The following is an 18,200-nucleotide window of genomic DNA, read 5'->3' as shown; positions in this document are numbered from 1 at the left end:
AAACTCTGGAAAGACTGCCGCAGAGGCCGGAATGACTGGCCTGGAGCCATCGTTCTGTTTTCTTCTTGGCAGACGGGTCTACATACCGGATCGCCAAGGTCAAGCAAAAAACTTTCTAAAACTGCCTGCAAGCCCCGCATACAGCGGCTTTGGGCATTTTGCACTTGCCCCCAAAGACTGTGGGCGCAGTTGTGGATAACCTGCGTGCACATGGCTGCAAGCCACGGCCCATATGGCTTGTATCGATATGGTTAAAAACTGACCAGTCTTGTATCAAGTTGTGTGCTTAGCGGTTGCCGCAACCGCGTGGTACGGGCATTCTGCTGGCTGATTTTTTTCCCGATGCCCGCAAGGAGAACACCATGTCCGACACGCTGTTTATTACTGGCGCAACCTCAGGTTTCGGCGAAGCCTGCGCCCGTCGTTTTGCCGAAGCCGGCTGGAAACTGGTGCTCACGGGTCGTCGTGCCGACCGTTTGAATGCATTGGTCGAAGAACTCTCCAAGCAAACCGAAGTGCATGGCCTGGTCGTGGACGTGCGTGACCGCAAGGGCATGGAAGACGCCATTGCCAACCTGCCGCCGTCGTTCGCCAAACTGCGCGGGCTGATCAACAACGCCGGCCTGGCCGTGGGCACTGACCCGGCGCCCAAGTGCAGCCTCGACGATTGGGAAACCATGGTCGACACCAACATCAAGGGCCTGCTGACCACCACCAACCTGCTGCTGCCACGCCTGATCGCTCATGGCCGTGGTGCGGGCATCATCAACCTGGGTTCCATCGCCGGTAACTACCCGTACCCGGGCAGCCACGTGTATGGCGGCTCCAAGGCGTTCGTGAAGCAGTTCTCGCTGAACCTGCGGTGCGACCTGCAAGGCACCGGCGTGCGCGTCACCAACATCGAGCCAGGCCTGTGTGAGAGCGAGTTCTCGTTGGTGCGCTTTGGTGGCGACCAGGCGCGGTATGACGCGACCTACGCCGGTGCCGAGCCGATCCAGCCACAGGACATTGCCGACACGATCTTCTGGGTCATGAACACTCCGGCGCATGTGAACATCAACCGCCTGGAACTGATGCCGGTGAGCCAGACGTGGGCTGGGTTTGCGATTGAGCGTGGCGCCAAGTAAGGCTTTAGACCGAGTCGCTGCCATCGGGGGCAAGCCCCCGATGGCGTCAGATCGGCCAAAACAGGCCATAAGGTACACTCCTCTCCTGAAAACCCCTCCGCACTGTGCGGTTTTAAGGTTTTGACGGGAGGAAATGTGAGTAACCGAGGTGAGCAGGCCCTGCTCAAACAATCGACCATCCTGATGTTCGCGGTCGCGATCGCCGGGATTGTCACGGGTGTGATATCTGGCGCCCAATCCATTCTGTTCGACGGCTTTTTCTCGCTGATCGCCACCGCCATCAAGGTGTTGATGCTGATCACAGCCAAGCTGATCGCCAAGAAAAGCAACGAGCGTTTCCAGTTCGGCTATTGGCACTTGGAGCCCATGGTGCTGCTGATCGAGGGCAGCTTTCTGTTGCTGATCGCTATCTATGCGTTCCTTAACGGTGTGTTCGGCATCATCAATGGCGGGCGTGAGATCGAGCTGGGTTTGGTGATCATCTACGCGGCGGTCTTTACCGTGGTGGAGTTCGCCTACTTCTTCTACGTGCGCTATCGCAATCGCAGGCTCAAGTCATCGCTGATCCAGTTCGACAACATCAGTTGGCTGGTGGACGCAATGCTGTCGGTGGGCTTGTTGATCAGCTTCCTGGCGGCCTTGTTACTCAAGTCCCAGGGCTATGGCGAGTGGGCGGTGTATGTCGACCCGCTGATCCTGATCCTGCTGGCCCTGAGCATGTTGGCGCCAGCGTTCAAGATTTTGCGCCCGGCGTTGCGCGAGGTGCTGGGGATTGCCCCGGACCACCTGGACGACACCGTGCGCGAGGTGATGGATGCGGCGCAGGCCAAGCATGGTTTCGATGATTATGTGTCCTACGTGCAAAAGCACGGGCGGGCGCGGTTTATCGAGATTCATGTGGTGCTGCCGGCGGATTACCCGCTGGATAACGTCGCGACCCTGGATGGGCTGCGCGAAGAGATATCCACAGGGCTAGGCAAACCGGACGCGGCGCGGTGGCTGACCATCAGTTTTACCGGGGATCGCAAGTGGATTGCGTGACGGGTAGTTAGACCGCGGTGAGGCCATCGCAGGCAAGCCAGCTCCCACATTTAACCGCATTCCAAAGGTAGGCCGCGGTCAAATGTGGGAGGGGGCTTGCCCCCGATGAGGCCTTAAAGGTCAACCCAGATGCTGGATCAACCCCTGGTAGCAAGTCGCCAAGTGATAAGGGGTTGTAGAAGGCATATCCCACCGACTCACCACGCCCTGGGCATCCAGGCATTCATTCCAACCTTTGCCATGCAAAAAGTACTTTTGCAGCGCCAGCAACTGGCGCTGCAACACCGCCTCACTGCCCGGCCGCAAGGTCAGCGCCCGCAGGTACTCGGCCTGGGCCCAGATTCGCTGAGTGCCATCACGCACGCTGCCGTCCAGCGCCAACATGCCGCTGACCGCACCGCTCAACTTATCCACACCCATTTGCTCGGCGTAGGCAAATGCCCGCGTCAGCGACGCATGCAGCGGTGTACCGCGCAGCACATCCGACGATTCCAGCAAAAAGAACCACTCGAACTGATGCCCCGGTTCAAACCAGTTATCCACAGCGCCCAGCGGTTTTTCCATCATCACGCCGTGCTGGCGGTCGATGAAACGCTGCTGCATGGCCGTCGCCAAACCCAATAGGGCCGTTTGTACGTCAGCGTCTTCACGCACCGCGAGGGTGGCGAGGAAGCCTTCGGCCAGGTGCATCAACGGGTTTTGCAGCGGGCCGGACTTGAGGGATGACCAGTTGCGCTCCAGTACCGCTTCATACAGGCCGTCGCCGGTGCAAAAGCGTTGGGCAACCACTTCAAGGGCGGCGTTGAGTACCGACTCCACCAACGGTTCACGCACCTTGGCCCAGTAGTGCGCGCAGGCAAAGATAATGAAGGCGTGGGTGTAGAGGTCTTTGCGTTTATCCAGGGGCTGCCCGGTCGGGTCGATGCTGTAGAACCAGCCGCCGTGCTCGGCATCGTGAAAATGCCGTTGCAGGGAGCGGAACAACACCGCTGCACGCTCTTCGGCGAAGGCTGCACCGGGCTCGCCGATCAAGCTGGCAAACAGGTACAACTGCCGGGCACAGGCCATGGCGCGGTAGCGTTGTGGGGGCAGTGGCCGGTGATCGGCGCCCAGTGCTTCATAGGGCAGCGCGAGGTCGGCATTCCAGCCTGGGCCTTGCCAGAGCGGCACGATGAGGCTGTGAAAGTGCGTGAGCACGGCATTCAGGGCGGAGCTTGGAGCGGTGGGCATTGGCTGGCGTCGTCACGGCAGGGGTGTAGGCGCGCATGGTAGCAGGCTTGGGTTCTGTGTTGTCTTTGAGACCGCTATCGCGGGCAAGCCCGCTCCCACATTTTGATTTGCGAACCCAATCAAATGTGGGAGCTGGCTTGCCTGCGAAGAGGCCCTGATTGGCGCCGAAAATCAGCCCGCCAACAACCAGGCCCCAGTCACCGCCGAAGCCGCCCCGGCAACCCGCACCAACGGTGCTGCTGCGGCCGGAAGGAAGCGCACCACGGCATAACCCGCTGCGTGCAACACCGCCGTCGCGCCAACAAACCCCGCTGCATACGCCCACGGGCTGGACATATCCGGCAGCTCAAGGCCGTGCGCCACACCATGGAACAACGCAAACAACGCCGTCGCCCCCACCGCCACAAACAACGGCGGCCGCACCGCCAGCGCCACCGCCAAGCCCAGCGCCAGCACCGACGCAGCAATCCCGCTTTCCATCGCCGGCAATTGCATGCCTTCAAAACCCAGCACGCCGCCCATCAGCATGGTGCCGACGAAGGTGCAAGGCAGTGCCCAGCGTGCCGCGCCTTTTTGTTGGGCGGCCCACAAACCCACGGCAACCATGGCCAGCAAATGGTCGAGGCCGCCCAACGGGTGGCTGATACCGGCCACGAGGCCGTTGTCGCCATGGCCCGGATGGGCAAAGGCCAGGGCAGGGGTGAGCAGCAGGGTGGCGGCGGCGAAGAGTTTCTTGAGGTTCATGGGCAGGTTCCTTATGGGTTGATCAGGCGGCGGTCAGCAAACCTTGGCGTTCGATAAAGGCGACGATTTCATCCAGGCCGACGCCGGTTTTCTGGTTGCTGAATACAAAGGGTTTGCCGTTGCGCATGCGCGTGGTGTCGCTGTTCATCAATTCCAGCGAAGCGCCTACCAGCGGCGCGAGGTCGATCTTGTTGATCACCAGCAGGTCGGATTTACAGATGCCCGGCCCACCTTTGCGCGGCAGCTTGTCGCCGGCCGACACATCGATCACGTAGATGGTCAGGTCGGACAGCTCAGGGCTGAAGGTCGCCGACAGGTTGTCGCCGCCGGACTCCACCAGGATCAGGTCCAGGCCGGGGAAGCGGCGATTGAGTTGGTCTACCGCTTCGAGGTTGATCGAGGCGTCTTCACGGATGGCGGTGTGCGGGCAACCGCCTGTTTCCACGCCGATGATGCGCTCGGGCGCCAAGGCCTGGTTGCGTACCAAAAAGTCGGCGTCTTCGCGGGTGTAGATATCGTTGGTCACCACGGCCAGGTTGTAGCGGTCGCGCAAGGCCAGGCACAGGGCCAGGGTCAGGGCGGTCTTGCCGGAGCCTACCGGGCCGCCGATGCCGACGCGCAGAGGTTGAGTGTTCATATGGTGCTTCTCCTAGGAACGGAACAGGCGGCTGTACTGGCGCTCATGGGCCATGCACGCCAGGGACAGGCCGAACGCGGCGCTGCCGAAATGGGTGGGGTCGATGCGCTCGGCGTCTTGCTGGGCCTGTTGCAGTAATGGCAGCAGTTCGCTGGTCAGGCGCTGGGCGGCTTGCTGGCCCAGGGGCAGGGTTTTCATCAGTACGGCCAGTTGGTTTTCCAGCCAGCTCCACAGCCAGGCGGCGAGGGCGTCGTCGGGGCTGATGGCCCACGCACGGGCGGCCAGGGCCCAGCCCAGGGCGAGGTGGGGTTCACTGCATTGCTCAAGAAAGGTGCGGGCAGCGCTGTCCAGTTCCGGCAGGCCGTTGAGCAGTTGTTGCAGCGAATAGCCCATCTGCCGGCTCTCTTGATACAGCTCGCGAGTTTCACGGCTGGCGCGGTGTTCTTCGCACAGTTGCGTGAGACGCGACCAATCTTCATCGGCGGCGGCGCGGCAGTGGGTGAGCAACAGCGGCGCTTCGAAGCGGGCGAGGTTGAGCAGCAACTGGTCGCCGATCCATCGACGGGCAGTGGTAGCGTCATTGACGCGGCCATTGTCCACGGCCATTTCCAGGCCCTGGGAATAGCTGTAGCCGCCAATCGGCAATTGCGGACTGGCCAGACGCAGCAGCGCCCAGGCTGGGTTCATAGACGCACGCCGAACTGATGCAGCTTGGGCGCGTAATTGAAGTCTTCGTCGCCATGGCGTGAATGATGATGGCCGCCGCCGTAGGCGCCGTGTTCGGGTTGGAATGGCGCTTCGAGGGTTTCAGTGGTGGCGCCCAGTTGTTCAAGCATGGCCTTGAGCACGTAGTCATCGAGCAGGCGCAGCCAACCATCGCCGACTTGCAGGGCGACATGGCGATTGCCCAGGTGATAGGCCGCGCGGGTCAGTTCAAAGGCGTTGGTGCAGGTGACGTGCAGCAACTGTTCGGGGCGAGCGCACACGCGTATGACGCGCCCGTCTTCGGCTTGCAAAAATTCGCCATCGTGCAGCGGCGGCTGGCCACGCTCCAGGAAAAGGCCGACGTCTTCACCGTCGGCACTGAAACAGCGCAGGCGGCTCTTGCTGCGGGCTTCGAAATTCAGCAGCAACTCGGCGGCCCAGAGGGCTTGGGGGGCGATTCGGCGGTGGATCACCAGCATCAGGAAGCTTCCAGCTATGAGCGATGCAAGTGCTAGAGCAAGGGGCTTGCCAATCTGGTGCAAAAGTAGGAATTGCCTGACAGCGAAGGCGGAAACGCCTCTAAGTAGGGCGCCTAGAGGCTGTTTTTGTGCGTCAAGTTGGTGCGCGGTTCCAGCTGACGCACTCGCTGCGAGCGTTTTAGGATTAGTCCTACGGCGTATCAGGATTCGCCGTTCACAGCGTTTCCCGCAGGAAAAGTAGTCTTTACGCCGTGTTTAATTCACTGCGACGTTCATCATGATCAAGTCATTTTATTGGTTAGTCATTGTCAGCTTGTCTTTGGTTATTTCATCGGCTTCGGCCACCCTGAACCCGCGCCCTACCTTCATTGAATCGCTCAAAGAGCCTGCGATCACCGATGTGATCGACAATGTAATCGACCGTGCCCACGAGCTGTTGGGCACGCCTTACAAGTGGGGCGGCAATTCGGTAGAGCAGGGCTTTGATTGCAGCAGTTTCCTGGTCTATCTGTTCAAGACCGAAGCCAATATCCTTATCCCGCGCACCACGGCAGCGATGCACCGTTCCAAGGCCGTGACCATCAAGCGCGGCGCGTTGAAGCCTGGCGATGCGGTGTTTTTCAAGGGCAATGGGCGCGGTCAGGTCAGCCATGTGGGCCTGTATATCGGTGAGGGTAAATTTATCCATTCGCCGCGCACCGGCAAGAACATCCGTATCGACTCGCTCAGCAACAGCTATTGGAACAAGAACTACACCACGGCCAAGCGTTTTCACACATCGGGGTGATCGGCTTATTCGGTACTGCCCAGGCCTTGCCAGTGCTTGAGGCCGATAAAGATGAAGCGCAACTGCTGGGTGATTTTCGCCTGGGGCGTGAGGTGGGCGGGCAGCGCCTGAACCGGCGGGTCGATGATGTCGGGGAGGGTGGCAAACACACTTTTGACGATCAGGTCGGCCATTACGTGCAAACCTTCGGCATCCAGATGCTGCAGCTTGGGCATAAAGGTGAGGTCGGCCGCCAGGTCGCGAGTGATGTCTTCGCGCAAGGCGCCGATGGCTTGGCGCACGGCGAGGCAGCCGCCATATTGCTCGCGGGCCAGGAACAGGAATTGGGAACGGTTGGCCGCAACCACGTCGAGAAAGATTCGCACCGAGGCATCGATGATGCCGCCCATCACGAATTCGTTGTGGCGAACCAGGCGGATCGTGGCGCGAAAGGTCTGGCCCACTTCACTGACCAGCACCAGGCCAAGCTGGTCCATGTCGGCAAAATGGCGATAGAAACCGGTAGGTACAATGCCGGCCGTCTTTGCAACTTCACGTAGGCTCAGGCTGCCGAACCCACGGCCACACTCCATCAGATGGCGGGCTGCGTCCATCAAGGCAAGGCGGGTCTGTTGCTTCTGTTCGGCGCGGGGCAGCATCGGCGGGCGGGCTTAGTCGACAAGTACAGCGACGTACTCTAGCAAAACAGCTTCATCGGCGTCGAACTTGGCGCAGGAAGTGCGTGACGTAATCTACAAGAAAGCAAAAGCCCGATCGGCAGATCGGGCTTTTTTATGGGCCACCACAGGCTTAGCTCTGGGCTTGTTGTTGTTCTTTCAGGCGGTCGGAACCGTCTTCAGCGACCATGTTGCCGCGCAGACGATCGGAACCATCTTCAGCGACGGTGTTGCCGTGCAGGCGGTCGGAACCATCTTCAGCGACGGTGTTGCCGTGCAGGCGGTCGGAACCATCTTCAGCGACGGTGTTGCCGTGCAGGCGGTCAGAACCATCTTCAGCAACGGTGTTGCCGTGCAGGCGGTCTGAGCCATCTTCAGCAACGGTGTTGCCGCGCAGACGGTCGGAGCCATTTTCAGCAACAGCGCCTTTGGCGTAGTCACGGTTTTCGTCTTCTTGCGAACCGCTGCGAGCCAGGGTTTGGCTGGACTGAACGGCTTGGGCTTTATTCTGAGGGGTCGCTTGTTCGGCGGCTGGCAGGGCAAAAGCGCTGGAAGCCAGGATAGACAAGAGGGCGGTAGCGAGTATTTGGCGTTTCATGATGGTTGCTCCTTGGGAGGGCGATAAAGTGGGTACAGGGCTAATGCTACTCTTGATAAGTCGATATAAAAGTTCATAAACACAATGGTAATAATCAACAGAATTGATTGTTCTCGGCGAGGCCTCTAGCACGCGCCTCTCAAGCCCGCGGTTTTGCACCGTGATGGGTATTTTCGACACGAAGCGGGGTAACAATGGTGCGCCGTTGATGGCTGGATGCTGTCGAGTTGGTCAGGAAAGGGGTTTTTTGCGCTTAAATCGGCAACTGAGTTAAACCCCAGGGAGGTTTCCCAGTCGTACCCCTATAAGCTGTCGTTCAGTCAGTAGTCGTATTCAGGAGTCCTGTGCAATGACGCGCACTCATAAAATCGTCGCTTGGAGCTGCGCCAGCTTCGCCCTGTTAATCGCCGTGGTGGTGTTGGTGCTGGTGTTCTTCGATTGGAACCGCATCAAGCCGCAGATCAATGCCAAGGTTTCCGATGAGCTGCATCGCCCGTTCGCCATCAATGGCAACCTGGCCGTGGTGTGGGCGCGAGAGATCGATGAAGGCGGCTGGCGCGCCTGGGTGCCATGGCCCCATGTGATCGCCGAAGACCTGAGTCTGGGCAACCCCGACTGGTCGAAAGCCCCGCAAATGGTCACCCTCAAGAAAGTCGAGCTGCGCATCTCACCCTTGGCCCTGCTGGCGCAACGCGTGGTGATCCCGCGTATCGACCTTACCGAGCCGAGCGCGCAGTTGCAGCGCCTGGCCGATGGTCGTGCCAACTGGGTCTTCAAGTTCGACCCCAAAGACCCGAACGCCGAGCCTTCAAGCTGGGTCGTGGACATCGGCGCCATCGGCTTCGATAAAGGCCACGTGACCCTCGACGACCAGACGCTCAAGACTCAGTTGGACGTCATCATTGACCCACTCGGCAAGCCGATCCCGTTCGACGAAATCGTTGGCGATGCCGATGCCAAGAAGGCCCTGGAAAAAGGCTCAAAGCCCCAGGACTACGCATTCGGCCTCAAGGTCAAAGGCCAGTACCACGGCCAGAAGCTCGACGGCACCGGCAAGATCGGCGGCCTGCTTGCCCTGCAGGACGCGGCCAAGCCGTTCCCCCTGCAAGCCCAAGTCAAGATCGCTGACACCAGCATCGCTCTGGCCGGCACCCTCACCGACCCCCTCAACCTCGGCGCACTCGACCTGCGCCTGAAGCTTGCCGGCAGCAGCCTGGGCAACCTTTACCCGCTCACGGGCGTGACGCTGCCGGATTCGCCGGCCTATTCCACCGACGGTCACTTGATCGCCAAGCTGCACGAAGCCGCCGGTGCAACGTTCAAGTATGAGAACTTCAACGGCAAGATCGGCAACAGCGATATCCACGGCAGCCTGGGCTACGTCGCCAGTCAGCCGCGGCCAAAACTCACCGGGGCCTTGGTGTCCAACCAGTTGCTGATGACCGACCTGGCCCCGCTGATCGGGGCCGACTCCAACGCCAAGCAGAAAGCCCGTGGCGGTGACAGCAAACAACCGGCAACCAAAGTGCTGCCGGTGGAAGAGTTCCGCACCGAACGCTGGCGCGACATGGACGCCGACGTTGAATTCACCGGCAAGCGCATCGTCCACAGTGCCGAGCTGCCCTTCACCGACCTTTATACCCACCTGGTGCTCAACGATGGCGAGCTGAGCCTTGAGCCCCTGCGTTTTGGCGTAGCGGGCGGCAAGTTGGATGCGCAAATTCGCCTGAACGGCCGCACTACTCCCATGGAAGGCCGCGCCAAACTCACCGCCCGTAACTTCAAGCTCAAACAGCTGTTCCCGACCTTTGAACCGATGAAAACCAGTTTTGGCGAACTCAACGGCGATGCGGATATTTCCGGGCGCGGCAACTCTGTGGCAGCGCTGTTGGGCACATCCAACGGCGATCTGAAAATGCTGATCAACGACGGCGCCATCAGCCGCAGCCTGATGGAAATAGCCGGGCTCAACGTGGGCAACTACGTGGTAGGCCGCCTGTTTGGCGATAAGGAAGTGAAGATCAACTGCGCGGCGGCCAATTTCGGTATCAAGACCGGTTTGGCGACGACGCGGTTGTTTGTGTTCGATACCGAGAACGCAATTATCTATATCGATGGCACGGCGAACATGGCCACGGAGCAGTTGGACCTGACCATCACGCCAGAGTCGAAAGGCTTTCGGTTGTTCTCCTTGCGTTCACCGTTGTACGTCAACGGGCCGTTTATCAAGCCTAATGCGGGGGTGAAAGCGATTCCGTTGGCACTGCGAGGTGCGGGGATGGTAGCGCTCGGTATCATCGCCGGGCCTGCTGCCGGGCTGCTCGCCTTGGTCGCCCCAAGTGGCGGTGAACCCAATGAATGCGCGCCGTTGCTGCAACAGATGAAGGAAGGCAAAGCCCCGAAAACCGTGAAGGGCTAACTGACCCTCTGTAAATCAAAATGTGGGAGGGGGCTTGCTCCCGATAGTGGTCTGTCAGTTGATGAATGTATCGACTGATTCACCGCTATCGGGAGCAAGCCCCCTCCCACATGGGTATTGCAGTGTTGCTGGGTTACAGACTTTCCAGGATATCCGCCATGTCATCCGCATGCTCTTCTTCTTGAGCCAGGATTTCTTCGAACAGGCGGCGGGTAGTCGGGTCTTTGTCACCGATGTACTGGATGATTTCGCGGTAGCTATCTACCGCAATCCGTTCGGCCACCAGGTCTTCGTAAACCATTTCTTTCAAGTCTTTGCCCGCCACGTATTGAGCGTGCGAGTTCTTCGACAGCAGGTCCGGGTTGAACTCCGGCTCACCGCCCAACTGCACGATACGCTCGGCCAGTTTGTCGGCGTGCTGGGCTTCCTGGGTGGCGTGTTCGAGGAATTCGTCGGCGGCGACAGAGGCTTTGATACCGCTGGCCATGAAGTAGTGGCGCTTGTAGCGCAACACGCAGACCAACTCAGTGGCCAGTGACTCGTTGAGCAAGCGGATGATTTCTTCGCGGTCGGCGTCATAACCTTCGGTCACGGCGCCATTTTCGACGTTTTTGCGGGCGCGGCTGCGCAGGGTGGCAACGTCAGTCAGGTGTGCTTCAGTCATCTCAATCTCCTGGTACTAATCCGGTTTTGCGCCACGCTCTGGCGGCGTGATCGCTCAAAGTTGTGAGTGCCGCGTCACGCAAAAAGTTTAATCGGATGTGTGTCACACCCTCGTCGCGAGACTCGGCTAGCCTTTGGCAACCCTTCCTGATCAAGGACGTTCGGCCCATGCCGCAGTCATTCGCCACGCGTTACCCTCTGGTGCTGGTGCCCGGCATGCTCGGGTTTGTGCGCCTGGGGTTGTTCCCCTACTGGTACGGCATCGTCCCGGCGCTACGGGCGGGCGGCGTGCAGGTGTTTCCCGTGCAGGTGGCGCCGCTGGATTCCAGCGAGGTGCGCGGTGAGCAATTGCTGGTGCAGATCGAGCAGATCCGCCGCGAGACCGGCGCCGACAAGGTCAACCTGATCGGCCATAGCCAAGGCTCGCTCACGGCGCGGTATGCGGCGGCCAAGCGACCTGAGTGGGTGGCGTCGGTGACGTCGGTGGCCGGGCCCAATCATGGTTCGGAACTGGCAGACCACATCCACACCCACTACCCCATCGACGGGGTGAAGGGGCGGCTGATGAGCGCGCTGTTTCACCTGACCGCGTGGGTAATGGGCGTGCTTGAAACCGGCTACCGCGGGCCGCGTTTCAAGGCGGATTTGCAGGCGTCCCACCATTCCCTGACCCGCGAGGGGGTGGCGCTGTTCAACCGCCAATTTCCACAGGGATTGCCGCAAACCTGGGGCGGGCAGGGGGCTGAAGAGGTCAATGGCGTGCGCTATTACTCGTGGTCTGGCACTTTGCAGCCGGGTATCACCGACCGCGGGCGCAATCTGTTCGACGGGACGAACCGCAGCTGTCGCCTGTTCGCCCGCAGCTTTGTGCGGGAAAAGGGCCAGTGCGATGGCATGGTCGGGCGCTACAGCTCACATCTGGGCAAGGTGATCGGTGATGACTACCCGTTGGACCATTTTGATATCGTCAACCAGTCGATGGGGCTGGTGGGTAAAGGCGCGGAGCCGATTCGCCTGTTTGTCGAGCACGCCCAGAGGCTGAAGGCGGCTGGGGTGTAATACTCGGTCTAAATGTGGGAGCGGGCTTGCTCGCGAAAGCGGAGTGTCAGTCGATGCATATGTTGGCTGATCCACCGCATTCGCGAGCAAGCCCGCTCCCACATTTTTCACCGCGTTCAGCCAGCGCGCACCGGTGTAGTCCAGCGCTCCGACAAAATCACCCCACCCAGCGTCAACAAACCACCCACCAGGTGATACAACGCCAGCTCTTCCTTCAACACCACCGCCGCAATCAACGCCGTAATCAACGGCAGCAAATTGAAAAACAGCGTCGTCCGGCTCGGGCCCAGGGTCTTCACCGAATGCATCCACGCCAACGGCGCCAGCATGGATGCCAGCAAGCACGCATACAGCACCAACGGGATATTCGCCCAGCCGAGTCCCGCTTTCGTTGAAAGCAGATACAGCGGAAACAGCACCACCACCGCCACCAGCACCTGCAAATACAGCAACACCAGCGGCGGCAGGCGCAGCTGCCATTTTTTCAGCAAGGTGCTGTAGACCGCGTAGGCCAAGGTGGCCACCAGCATCATGCCGTCGCCCAGGTTGACCCCATGTTTCAACAAGGAGCCGAGGCTGCCCGACGACACCACCACCACCACGCCCGCGAACGACAGCACTGCACCCGTCAGTGCGCCGTAAGTGAGACGCTGACCCAGGCTGATGATCGCCGCTGTCAGCGCCATCAACGGCATGAGCGACAGGATGATGCCCATGTTGGTCGCTGTGGTCAGCGAGGCGGCGTAGTACGCCAGGCTTTGGTACACCGCCATGCCCAGCACGCCGAGGATGACGATCTTGCCCAGGTTCGGGCGGATCAGCGCCCAGTTGGCACTCACCGGTTTGATCATGAAGGGCGTAAACAACAGCGCCGCCAGCAACCAGCGGTAAAAACCGATCTCTGCGGGGAAGATCGCCCCTACGGCGAGCTTGTTGACGACGGTGTTGCCGGCCCAGATGAAAATGGCCAGCAGGGGGTAAGCGTATTGCATCGAAAGAAACCAGATGTGTTGATGAAGCCGAATTATCCATTGTCTGGTTCGAAGCCTATACTGCGATCCAGACAAGTGAGCTGTGTATCCAGACAATATGGCCAGACATACCGTACGCCTCGCGGATTTCCGCAGCCTGCCCAGCCCGGTGTATTTCCGTTACTCCGATTTTGCGCCCGATACCGAATGCACCCCCCACCAGCACTTCTGGGGTTCGCTGGATTATTCGGCCAGCGGTGTGATGCGCATGGAAGTGGCGGGCAACCGCTTTATGTCGCCGCCGCAATATGCGGTGTGGGTGCCTCCGCATACCGAGCATAGTTCTTACAATGCCGAGGCGATTGTGTACCACTCGGTGGGCCTGGCCCCGGAACTCTGTGAGCAATTGCCGCAGAAGCCCTGCACCCTGGCTATCAGCGACATCCTCAAGGCGATCCTCAGCGATTTTGCCAAGCGTGACGTGAATATCCCGCAGACCGAAGCCGACATTCGCCTGGCCCAGGTGCTGGTGGACCAACTCAAGCAAGCGCCGATCCACGATTGCTTCCTGCCTTACGCCCGCCACCCCGGTTTACTCGGCGTACTGGAAAGCCTGCAGGCCGACCCCGCCGACAACCGCCCGTTGGCCCACTGGGCCGACCAAGTGCACGTGAGCGAACGCACCCTGGCGCGCCAGTTTGTGCGGGAGTTGGGCATGAGCTTCGGCGAATGGCGCCAGCGCCTGCGCTACCTGGCTGCCATCGAAGCCCTCGACAGCGAACACAGCGTGCAACACGTGGCGTTCGACTTGGGCTACAGCAGCGCATCGGCCTTTATCGCAATGTTTCAGCGCCACGCCGGTTGCACGCCGGAGCAGTACCGCCGGTCGAGTATCCGTGCACGGTGAAGATGTAACAGGCTTTGACTACACTGCGGGTAGGCCGTGCCTTCCGGCACGGTAACCGGGAGAAAACTCCATGAAGATGCTGCGAATTCCTCTGTTGATGATGGGCCTGCTGCTGTGTTCCCAAGGCTTTGCCGCTACCGCCCAGCAAAACAAAATGACCACCTGCAACGCCGAAGCCACCACCAAGACGCTCAAGGGCGATGACCGTAAGGCGTTTATGAAAACCTGCCTGTCGGCGCCGGCAGCCAATGACGCCAAGACCCTGACACCGCAGCAGCAGAAGATGAAAGACTGCAATGCCTCGGCGAAGACCAAGGCGTTGACGGGCGATGCGCGCAAGACCTTTATGAGCACGTGCCTCAAAGGCTGATCACGATTTCACAGGTACTGGCGCCAATGTGGGAGCTGGCTTGTCGGATCGCCGCACCGCTGCGATACGACAAGCCAGCTCCCATACTTGATCGCATTCACAACCTATCCACTCGCTTGATTCCCTCAAGGCTGGCAGACTGCCCATCCTTTAACGCCGTTCGTTTTGAGGCTGTATGCCAACGTTTTCTCAGCGTCACGTGTTGTTGCTGGCCAGCTACATCATCATTTTCGGCGGATTGCTGCTGGTACTGCCGCTCAAGTTGCTGCCCAGCCTGCTGGCGGGTCTGCTGGTCTATGAACTGGTCAACATGCTCACCCCTCAACTGCAACGGCTGATCGAAGGTCGACGCGCGCGTTGGCTGGCGGTGGCGTTGCTGGGTACCCTGATTGTCAGCGTGCTCACGCTGATCTTTGCTGGCGCTATCAGCTTTTTGCTCCACGAAGCGGAAAATCCCGGGGCCTCCCTCGACAAATTCATGGGCGTGGTCGATCGCGCGCGCGGGCAACTGCCGCCGTTTATCGACGCCTACCTGCCGGCCAGTGCTGCCGAGTTTCGGGTAGCGATTGGCGACTGGATGAGCAAACACCTGAGCGAACTGCAACTGGTGGGCAAAGATGCTGCCCATATGTTCGTCACCTTGCTGATCGGCATGGTGCTCGGCGCCATCATCGCTTTGCAGCGCGTGCCCGACCTGACCAAACGCAAACCCCTGGCCGCCGCGCTGTTCGACCGACTGCACCTGCTGGTCCAGGCCTTTCGCAATATCGTTTTCGCTCAAATCAAGATCGCTGCGCTCAACACCGCCTTCACTGCCGTGTTCCTCGCCGTGGTGCTGCCGCTGTGCGGGATTCACCTGCCGCTGACCAAAACCCTGATCGTACTGACCTTCCTGCTGGGCCTGCTGCCGGTGATCGGCAACCTGATGTCCAACACGCTGATCACCATCGTCGCGCTGTCGTTGTCGATCTGGGTGGCGGTGGCGGCGTTGGGGTATTTGATCGTGATCCACAAGGTTGAGTACTTCCTCAACGCGCGCATTGTGGGTGGGCAGATCAGTGCCAAGTCGTGGGAGTTGTTGTTGGCGATGTTGGTGTTTGAGGCAGCATTCGGGTTGCCGGGGGTGGTGGCGGGGCCGATTTATTATGCCTATCTCAAGAGTGAGCTGAAGCTTGGGGGGATGGTTTAAGCCTTGTGTTGGCTGGCCTGGCCTCATCGGGGGCAAGCCCCCTCCCACATTTAGATTTGTGAACACTGTCAGTGTGGGAGGGGGCTTGCCCCCGATGGGGTCGCTGCGATCTCTGAACTAAAACTTAGTAGCCGTACCGCTTACTGGCCTCAATCGCCAAACCACTGCCGATACTGCCAAAGATATTGCCTTCCACATGCCGCGCGTTCGGCAGCATCGCCGAGATGCTGTGACGCAGCGCCGGAATCCCGCTCGAACCGCCGGTAAAGAACACCGTGTCCACCTGCGCCACGCTTACCGAAGCGTCGTTGAGCAGTTGGGTCACGCTGCCGCGCACACGCTCCAGCAAGGCGTCGATGGACGACTCGAACAGCGCCCGGCTAAGGTCTACGCTCAGGCCCGCTTCGATACGGTCCAGCGCTACGTGGCGGCTGTCTTCGTGGGTCAGCTGGATCTTGGTTTCTTCCACTTCCATCGCCAACCAGTGCCCGGCACGTTCTTCGATCAGCTTGAACAGGCGATCGATACCGCCGGTGTCTTCGATGTCGTAGCGCATGCTGCCCAGGGCCAACTGGGACTTTTGCGAGTACACCGAGTTGATGGTGTGCCAGGTGGCGAGGTTCATGTGGTGGCTGGTGGGCATGTAGGCGCCGCTCTTCATGCGGCTGCCGTAGCCAAACAGCGGCATCATGCCGTTCAGCGAGAGCTGTTTGTCGAAGTCGGTACCGCCGATGTGCACGCCGCCGGTGGCGAGAATGTCGCTCTGGCGGTTGTCGTTATGACGGCGGTCCGGCGACAGACGCACCAACGAGAAGTCGGACGTACCACCGCCGATGTCGACAATCAGTACCAGCTCTTCTTTCTCGATGGTGGACTCATAGTCGAACGCCGCCGCAATCGGCTCGTACTGGAACGAGATGTCCTTGAAGCCGATCTTGCGTGCCACGTCCACCAGGGTGTTTTCGGCTTCCTGGTCGGCCATCGGGTCGTCATCGACGAAAAACACCGGGCGGCCCAGCACCACTTCTTCGAACTCACGGCCAGCGTTGGCTTCGGCGCGGCTCTTGAGCTGGCCGATAAACAGCGCCAGCAGGTCGGTAAAGGGCATCGCCGTGCCGAGTACGCTGGTGTCGTGCTTGATCAGCTTGGAGCCCAGCAGGCTCTTGAGCGAGCGCATGAGCCGGCCTTCGTAGTTTTCCAGGTACTCGTGCAGCGCCAGGCGGCCGTACACCGGGCGGCGTTCCTCGAAGTTGAAGAACACCACCGACGGCAACGTGATCTTGTCGTCCTCCAGCGCAATAAGCGTCTCCTCGCCGGGGCGGATCCAGCCGACGGTGGAGTTGGACGTGCCAAAGTCGATGCCGCAGGCACGGGCTGGGGAAGAGTTTTCCATGACAATCAGGTTCCGGTTGAAAAACGGCCGCGCAGTGTATGCCAGTCGAGGGCGGATGCGTAGGCCAACCATCTGTTAAATCTTGCTTGAAACCTGGCGATTCGCCCCCACATCTGCTGCATACGGCAAGCGCCGATAACACTTTGACGCACCCCCAGGCCACAAGACTCAACAGGTGCAAACCAGCGCACGTTGTGCCCCAGGCTGTGCGATCTCGATTAAGGATGGTGAACCGCCGATGGATTTCAAAGACTACTACAAGATATTGGGTGTAGAGCCGACGGCCGACGATAAAGAAATCAAGTCGGCCTATCGCAAGCTTGCGCGCAAATATCACCCCGACGTGAGCAAGGAAAAAGACGCCGAAGCCAAGTTCAAGGACGCGTCCGAAGCCTACGAGGCACTCAAGAGTGCCGACAAGCGCGCCGAATACGACGAGCTGCGCAAATACGGCCAGCATGGCCAACCGTTCCAGGGGCCACCGGGCTGGCAGAGCCGTGGCGGTTATGGCGGTGGTGGCGGCGGTGAGGACTTCTCGGACTTCTTCAGCTCGATCTTCGGCTCGCGCGGCGATGCCTTCGGTGGCGGCCAGCGCCGCCCAGCCGGGCGCAAGGGCCAGGACGTGGAGATGCAGCTGACGGTCTCGCTTGAGGACACGCTCTCTACCGAGTCCAAGCAGATCAGCTTCCAGGTGCCGCAATACGACGCCTCGGGCCGGCATGTGAGCAACACGACCAAGAGCTTGAACGTGAAGATCCCCGCCGGCGTGGCCGACGGTGAACGCATCCGCCTAAAAGCGCAGGGTGCGCCAGGTATTGGCGGTGGCGCCAATGGTGACCTGTACCTGATCATCAAGTTTGCGCCGCACCCTAAATTCGAGGTGGAAGGGCAGGATTTGGTGATCACAGTGCCTTTGGCACCGTGGGAACTGGCGCTGGGCACAGAAGTGGCCGTGCCGACGCTGACCGGCAAGATCAACCTCAAGGTGCCGGCTGGCAGCCAGAACGGCCAGCGTATGCGCGCCAAGGGCCATGGTTTGCTGAACAAGGGCGGGGAACGGGGTTATCTGTTTATCCAACTCAAGGCCGTGATGCCCAAAGCGTCTGACGACGACACCAAGGCGCTGTGGGCGAGGCTGGCGCAAGCCTGCGACTTTAACGCGCGGGAAGGTTGGAGCAACTGACTGCATAGTTAGGCCCAGACCGCAGTGGGCCATGAATAAGCT

Annotated in this window: 19 protein-coding genes; 9 read left to right on the top strand and 10 right to left on the bottom strand. The window is 60.1% G+C overall.

Annotated features, from left to right (window positions below; genetic code table 11):
- Positions 1-362: 362 nt before the first annotated feature.
- Together ICY20_RS09690 and ICY20_RS09685 are read left to right on the top strand one after the other, a co-directional pair.
- On the top strand, positions 363-1,127 hold the full coding sequence (locus tag ICY20_RS09690) for an SDR family oxidoreductase (protein ID WP_095014487.1): 765 nt from the start codon (positions 363-365) through the stop codon (positions 1,125-1,127).
- A 135-nt stretch (positions 1,128-1,262) separates the two neighbouring features.
- Positions 1,263-2,168 (top strand): cation diffusion facilitator family transporter, encoded by a 906-nt coding sequence (locus tag ICY20_RS09685; RefSeq protein WP_159962716.1) that lies wholly within the window; start codon positions 1,263-1,265, stop codon positions 2,166-2,168.
- Between the two features lie 120 nt (positions 2,169-2,288).
- On the opposite strand, the gene ICY20_RS09680 is transcribed toward ICY20_RS09685, so the two are convergent.
- The 5 genes from ICY20_RS09680 to ureE form a co-directional block, all read right to left on the bottom strand.
- The gene (locus ICY20_RS09680; protein ID WP_194937366.1) at positions 2,289-3,398 is read right to left on the bottom strand and encodes an AGE family epimerase/isomerase; all 1,110 of its coding nucleotides are present in this window, start codon (positions 3,396-3,398) and stop codon (positions 2,289-2,291) included.
- A 171-nt stretch (positions 3,399-3,569) separates the two neighbouring features.
- On the bottom strand, positions 3,570-4,142 hold the full coding sequence (locus tag ICY20_RS09675) for a HupE/UreJ family protein (RefSeq protein ID WP_159962714.1): 573 nt from the start codon (positions 4,140-4,142) through the stop codon (positions 3,570-3,572).
- 22 nt (positions 4,143-4,164) lie between these two features.
- On the bottom strand, positions 4,165-4,779 hold the full coding sequence (ureG, locus tag ICY20_RS09670) for an urease accessory protein UreG (protein ID WP_028615537.1): 615 nt from the start codon (positions 4,777-4,779) through the stop codon (positions 4,165-4,167).
- A gap of 12 nt (positions 4,780-4,791) precedes the next feature.
- Entirely contained in the window at positions 4,792-5,466 is a 675-nt protein-coding gene (locus tag ICY20_RS09665; RefSeq protein WP_159962713.1) for an urease accessory protein UreF, read from the bottom strand.
- Complete coding sequence (gene ureE, locus ICY20_RS09660; RefSeq protein WP_194937365.1) at positions 5,463-5,963, bottom strand: urease accessory protein UreE; 501 nt, start codon at positions 5,961-5,963, stop codon at positions 5,463-5,465. The genes ICY20_RS09665 and ureE overlap by 4 nt, the downstream gene beginning before the upstream one ends.
- Before the next feature lie 277 nt (positions 5,964-6,240).
- Between ureE and ICY20_RS09655 the strand changes: the two genes are divergently transcribed.
- Complete coding sequence (locus ICY20_RS09655; RefSeq protein ID WP_159962711.1) at positions 6,241-6,750, top strand: C40 family peptidase; 510 nt, start codon at positions 6,241-6,243, stop codon at positions 6,748-6,750.
- Between the two features lie 5 nt (positions 6,751-6,755).
- Here the strand turns inward: ICY20_RS09655 and ICY20_RS09650 are convergent, their stop codons facing one another.
- A complete protein-coding gene (locus tag ICY20_RS09650) occupies positions 6,756-7,388 on the bottom strand; it encodes a TetR family transcriptional regulator (RefSeq protein WP_159962710.1) in 633 nt (210 codons plus the stop codon).
- A 151-nt stretch (positions 7,389-7,539) separates the two neighbouring features.
- Entirely contained in the window at positions 7,540-8,004 is a 465-nt protein-coding gene (locus tag ICY20_RS09645; protein WP_194937364.1) for a hypothetical protein, read from the bottom strand.
- A 349-nt stretch (positions 8,005-8,353) separates the two neighbouring features.
- Here ICY20_RS09645 and ICY20_RS09640 point away from each other — a divergent pair, with 349 nt between their 5' ends.
- The gene (locus ICY20_RS09640; RefSeq protein ID WP_159962708.1) at positions 8,354-10,423 is read left to right on the top strand and encodes an AsmA family protein; all 2,070 of its coding nucleotides are present in this window, start codon (positions 8,354-8,356) and stop codon (positions 10,421-10,423) included.
- Between the two features lie 133 nt (positions 10,424-10,556).
- Here the strand turns inward: ICY20_RS09640 and ICY20_RS09635 are convergent, their stop codons facing one another.
- Positions 10,557-11,087, bottom strand: a complete 531-nt coding sequence (locus ICY20_RS09635; RefSeq protein ID WP_159962707.1) for a ferritin-like domain-containing protein — start codon at positions 11,085-11,087, stop codon at positions 10,557-10,559.
- Positions 11,088-11,254: 167 nt separating this feature from the next.
- On the opposite strand from ICY20_RS09635, the gene ICY20_RS09630 reads away from it, so the two are divergent.
- Positions 11,255-12,145: an esterase/lipase family protein gene (locus ICY20_RS09630; protein ID WP_194937363.1), complete on the top strand. Its 891-nt coding sequence runs from the start codon at positions 11,255-11,257 to the stop codon at positions 12,143-12,145.
- Between the two features lie 116 nt (positions 12,146-12,261).
- Here the strand turns inward: ICY20_RS09630 and ICY20_RS09625 are convergent, their stop codons facing one another.
- Positions 12,262-13,137 carry a DMT family transporter gene (locus tag ICY20_RS09625; protein WP_159962705.1) on the bottom strand — a complete coding sequence of 292 codons (876 nt, stop codon included), beginning with the start codon at positions 13,135-13,137 and terminating at the stop codon, positions 12,262-12,264.
- 97 nt (positions 13,138-13,234) lie between these two features.
- Here ICY20_RS09625 and ICY20_RS09620 point away from each other — a divergent pair, with 97 nt between their 5' ends.
- The 3 genes from ICY20_RS09620 (at position 13,235) to ICY20_RS09610 (ending at position 15,582) form a co-directional block, all read left to right on the top strand.
- Positions 13,235-14,023 carry an AraC family transcriptional regulator gene (locus tag ICY20_RS09620; protein WP_159962704.1) on the top strand — a complete coding sequence of 263 codons (789 nt, stop codon included), beginning with the start codon at positions 13,235-13,237 and terminating at the stop codon, positions 14,021-14,023.
- A 70-nt stretch (positions 14,024-14,093) separates the two neighbouring features.
- Positions 14,094-14,393: a PsiF family protein gene (locus tag ICY20_RS09615; RefSeq protein WP_005784310.1), complete on the top strand. Its 300-nt coding sequence runs from the start codon at positions 14,094-14,096 to the stop codon at positions 14,391-14,393.
- Positions 14,394-14,568: 175 nt separating this feature from the next.
- The gene (locus tag ICY20_RS09610) at positions 14,569-15,582 is read left to right on the top strand and encodes an AI-2E family transporter (protein ID WP_032878157.1); all 1,014 of its coding nucleotides are present in this window, start codon (positions 14,569-14,571) and stop codon (positions 15,580-15,582) included.
- A gap of 124 nt (positions 15,583-15,706) precedes the next feature.
- Here ICY20_RS09610 and ICY20_RS09605 read toward each other — a convergent pair whose 3' ends face one another.
- Positions 15,707-16,975 (bottom strand): Hsp70 family protein, encoded by a 1,269-nt coding sequence (locus tag ICY20_RS09605; RefSeq protein WP_159962703.1) that lies wholly within the window; start codon positions 16,973-16,975, stop codon positions 15,707-15,709.
- 238 nt (positions 16,976-17,213) lie between these two features.
- On the opposite strand from ICY20_RS09605, the gene ICY20_RS09600 reads away from it, so the two are divergent.
- Positions 17,214-18,158: a DnaJ C-terminal domain-containing protein gene (locus ICY20_RS09600; RefSeq protein ID WP_159962702.1), complete on the top strand. Its 945-nt coding sequence runs from the start codon at positions 17,214-17,216 to the stop codon at positions 18,156-18,158.
- The last annotated feature ends 42 nt before the right edge of the window (positions 18,159-18,200 follow it).

The organism is Pseudomonas pisciculturae, assembly GCF_015461805.1.
In the GTDB taxonomy this organism is placed as follows: Bacteria; Pseudomonadota; Gammaproteobacteria; order Pseudomonadales; family Pseudomonadaceae; genus Aquipseudomonas; species Aquipseudomonas pisciculturae.
This window is presented reverse-complemented; position numbering and strand designations above follow the sequence as displayed.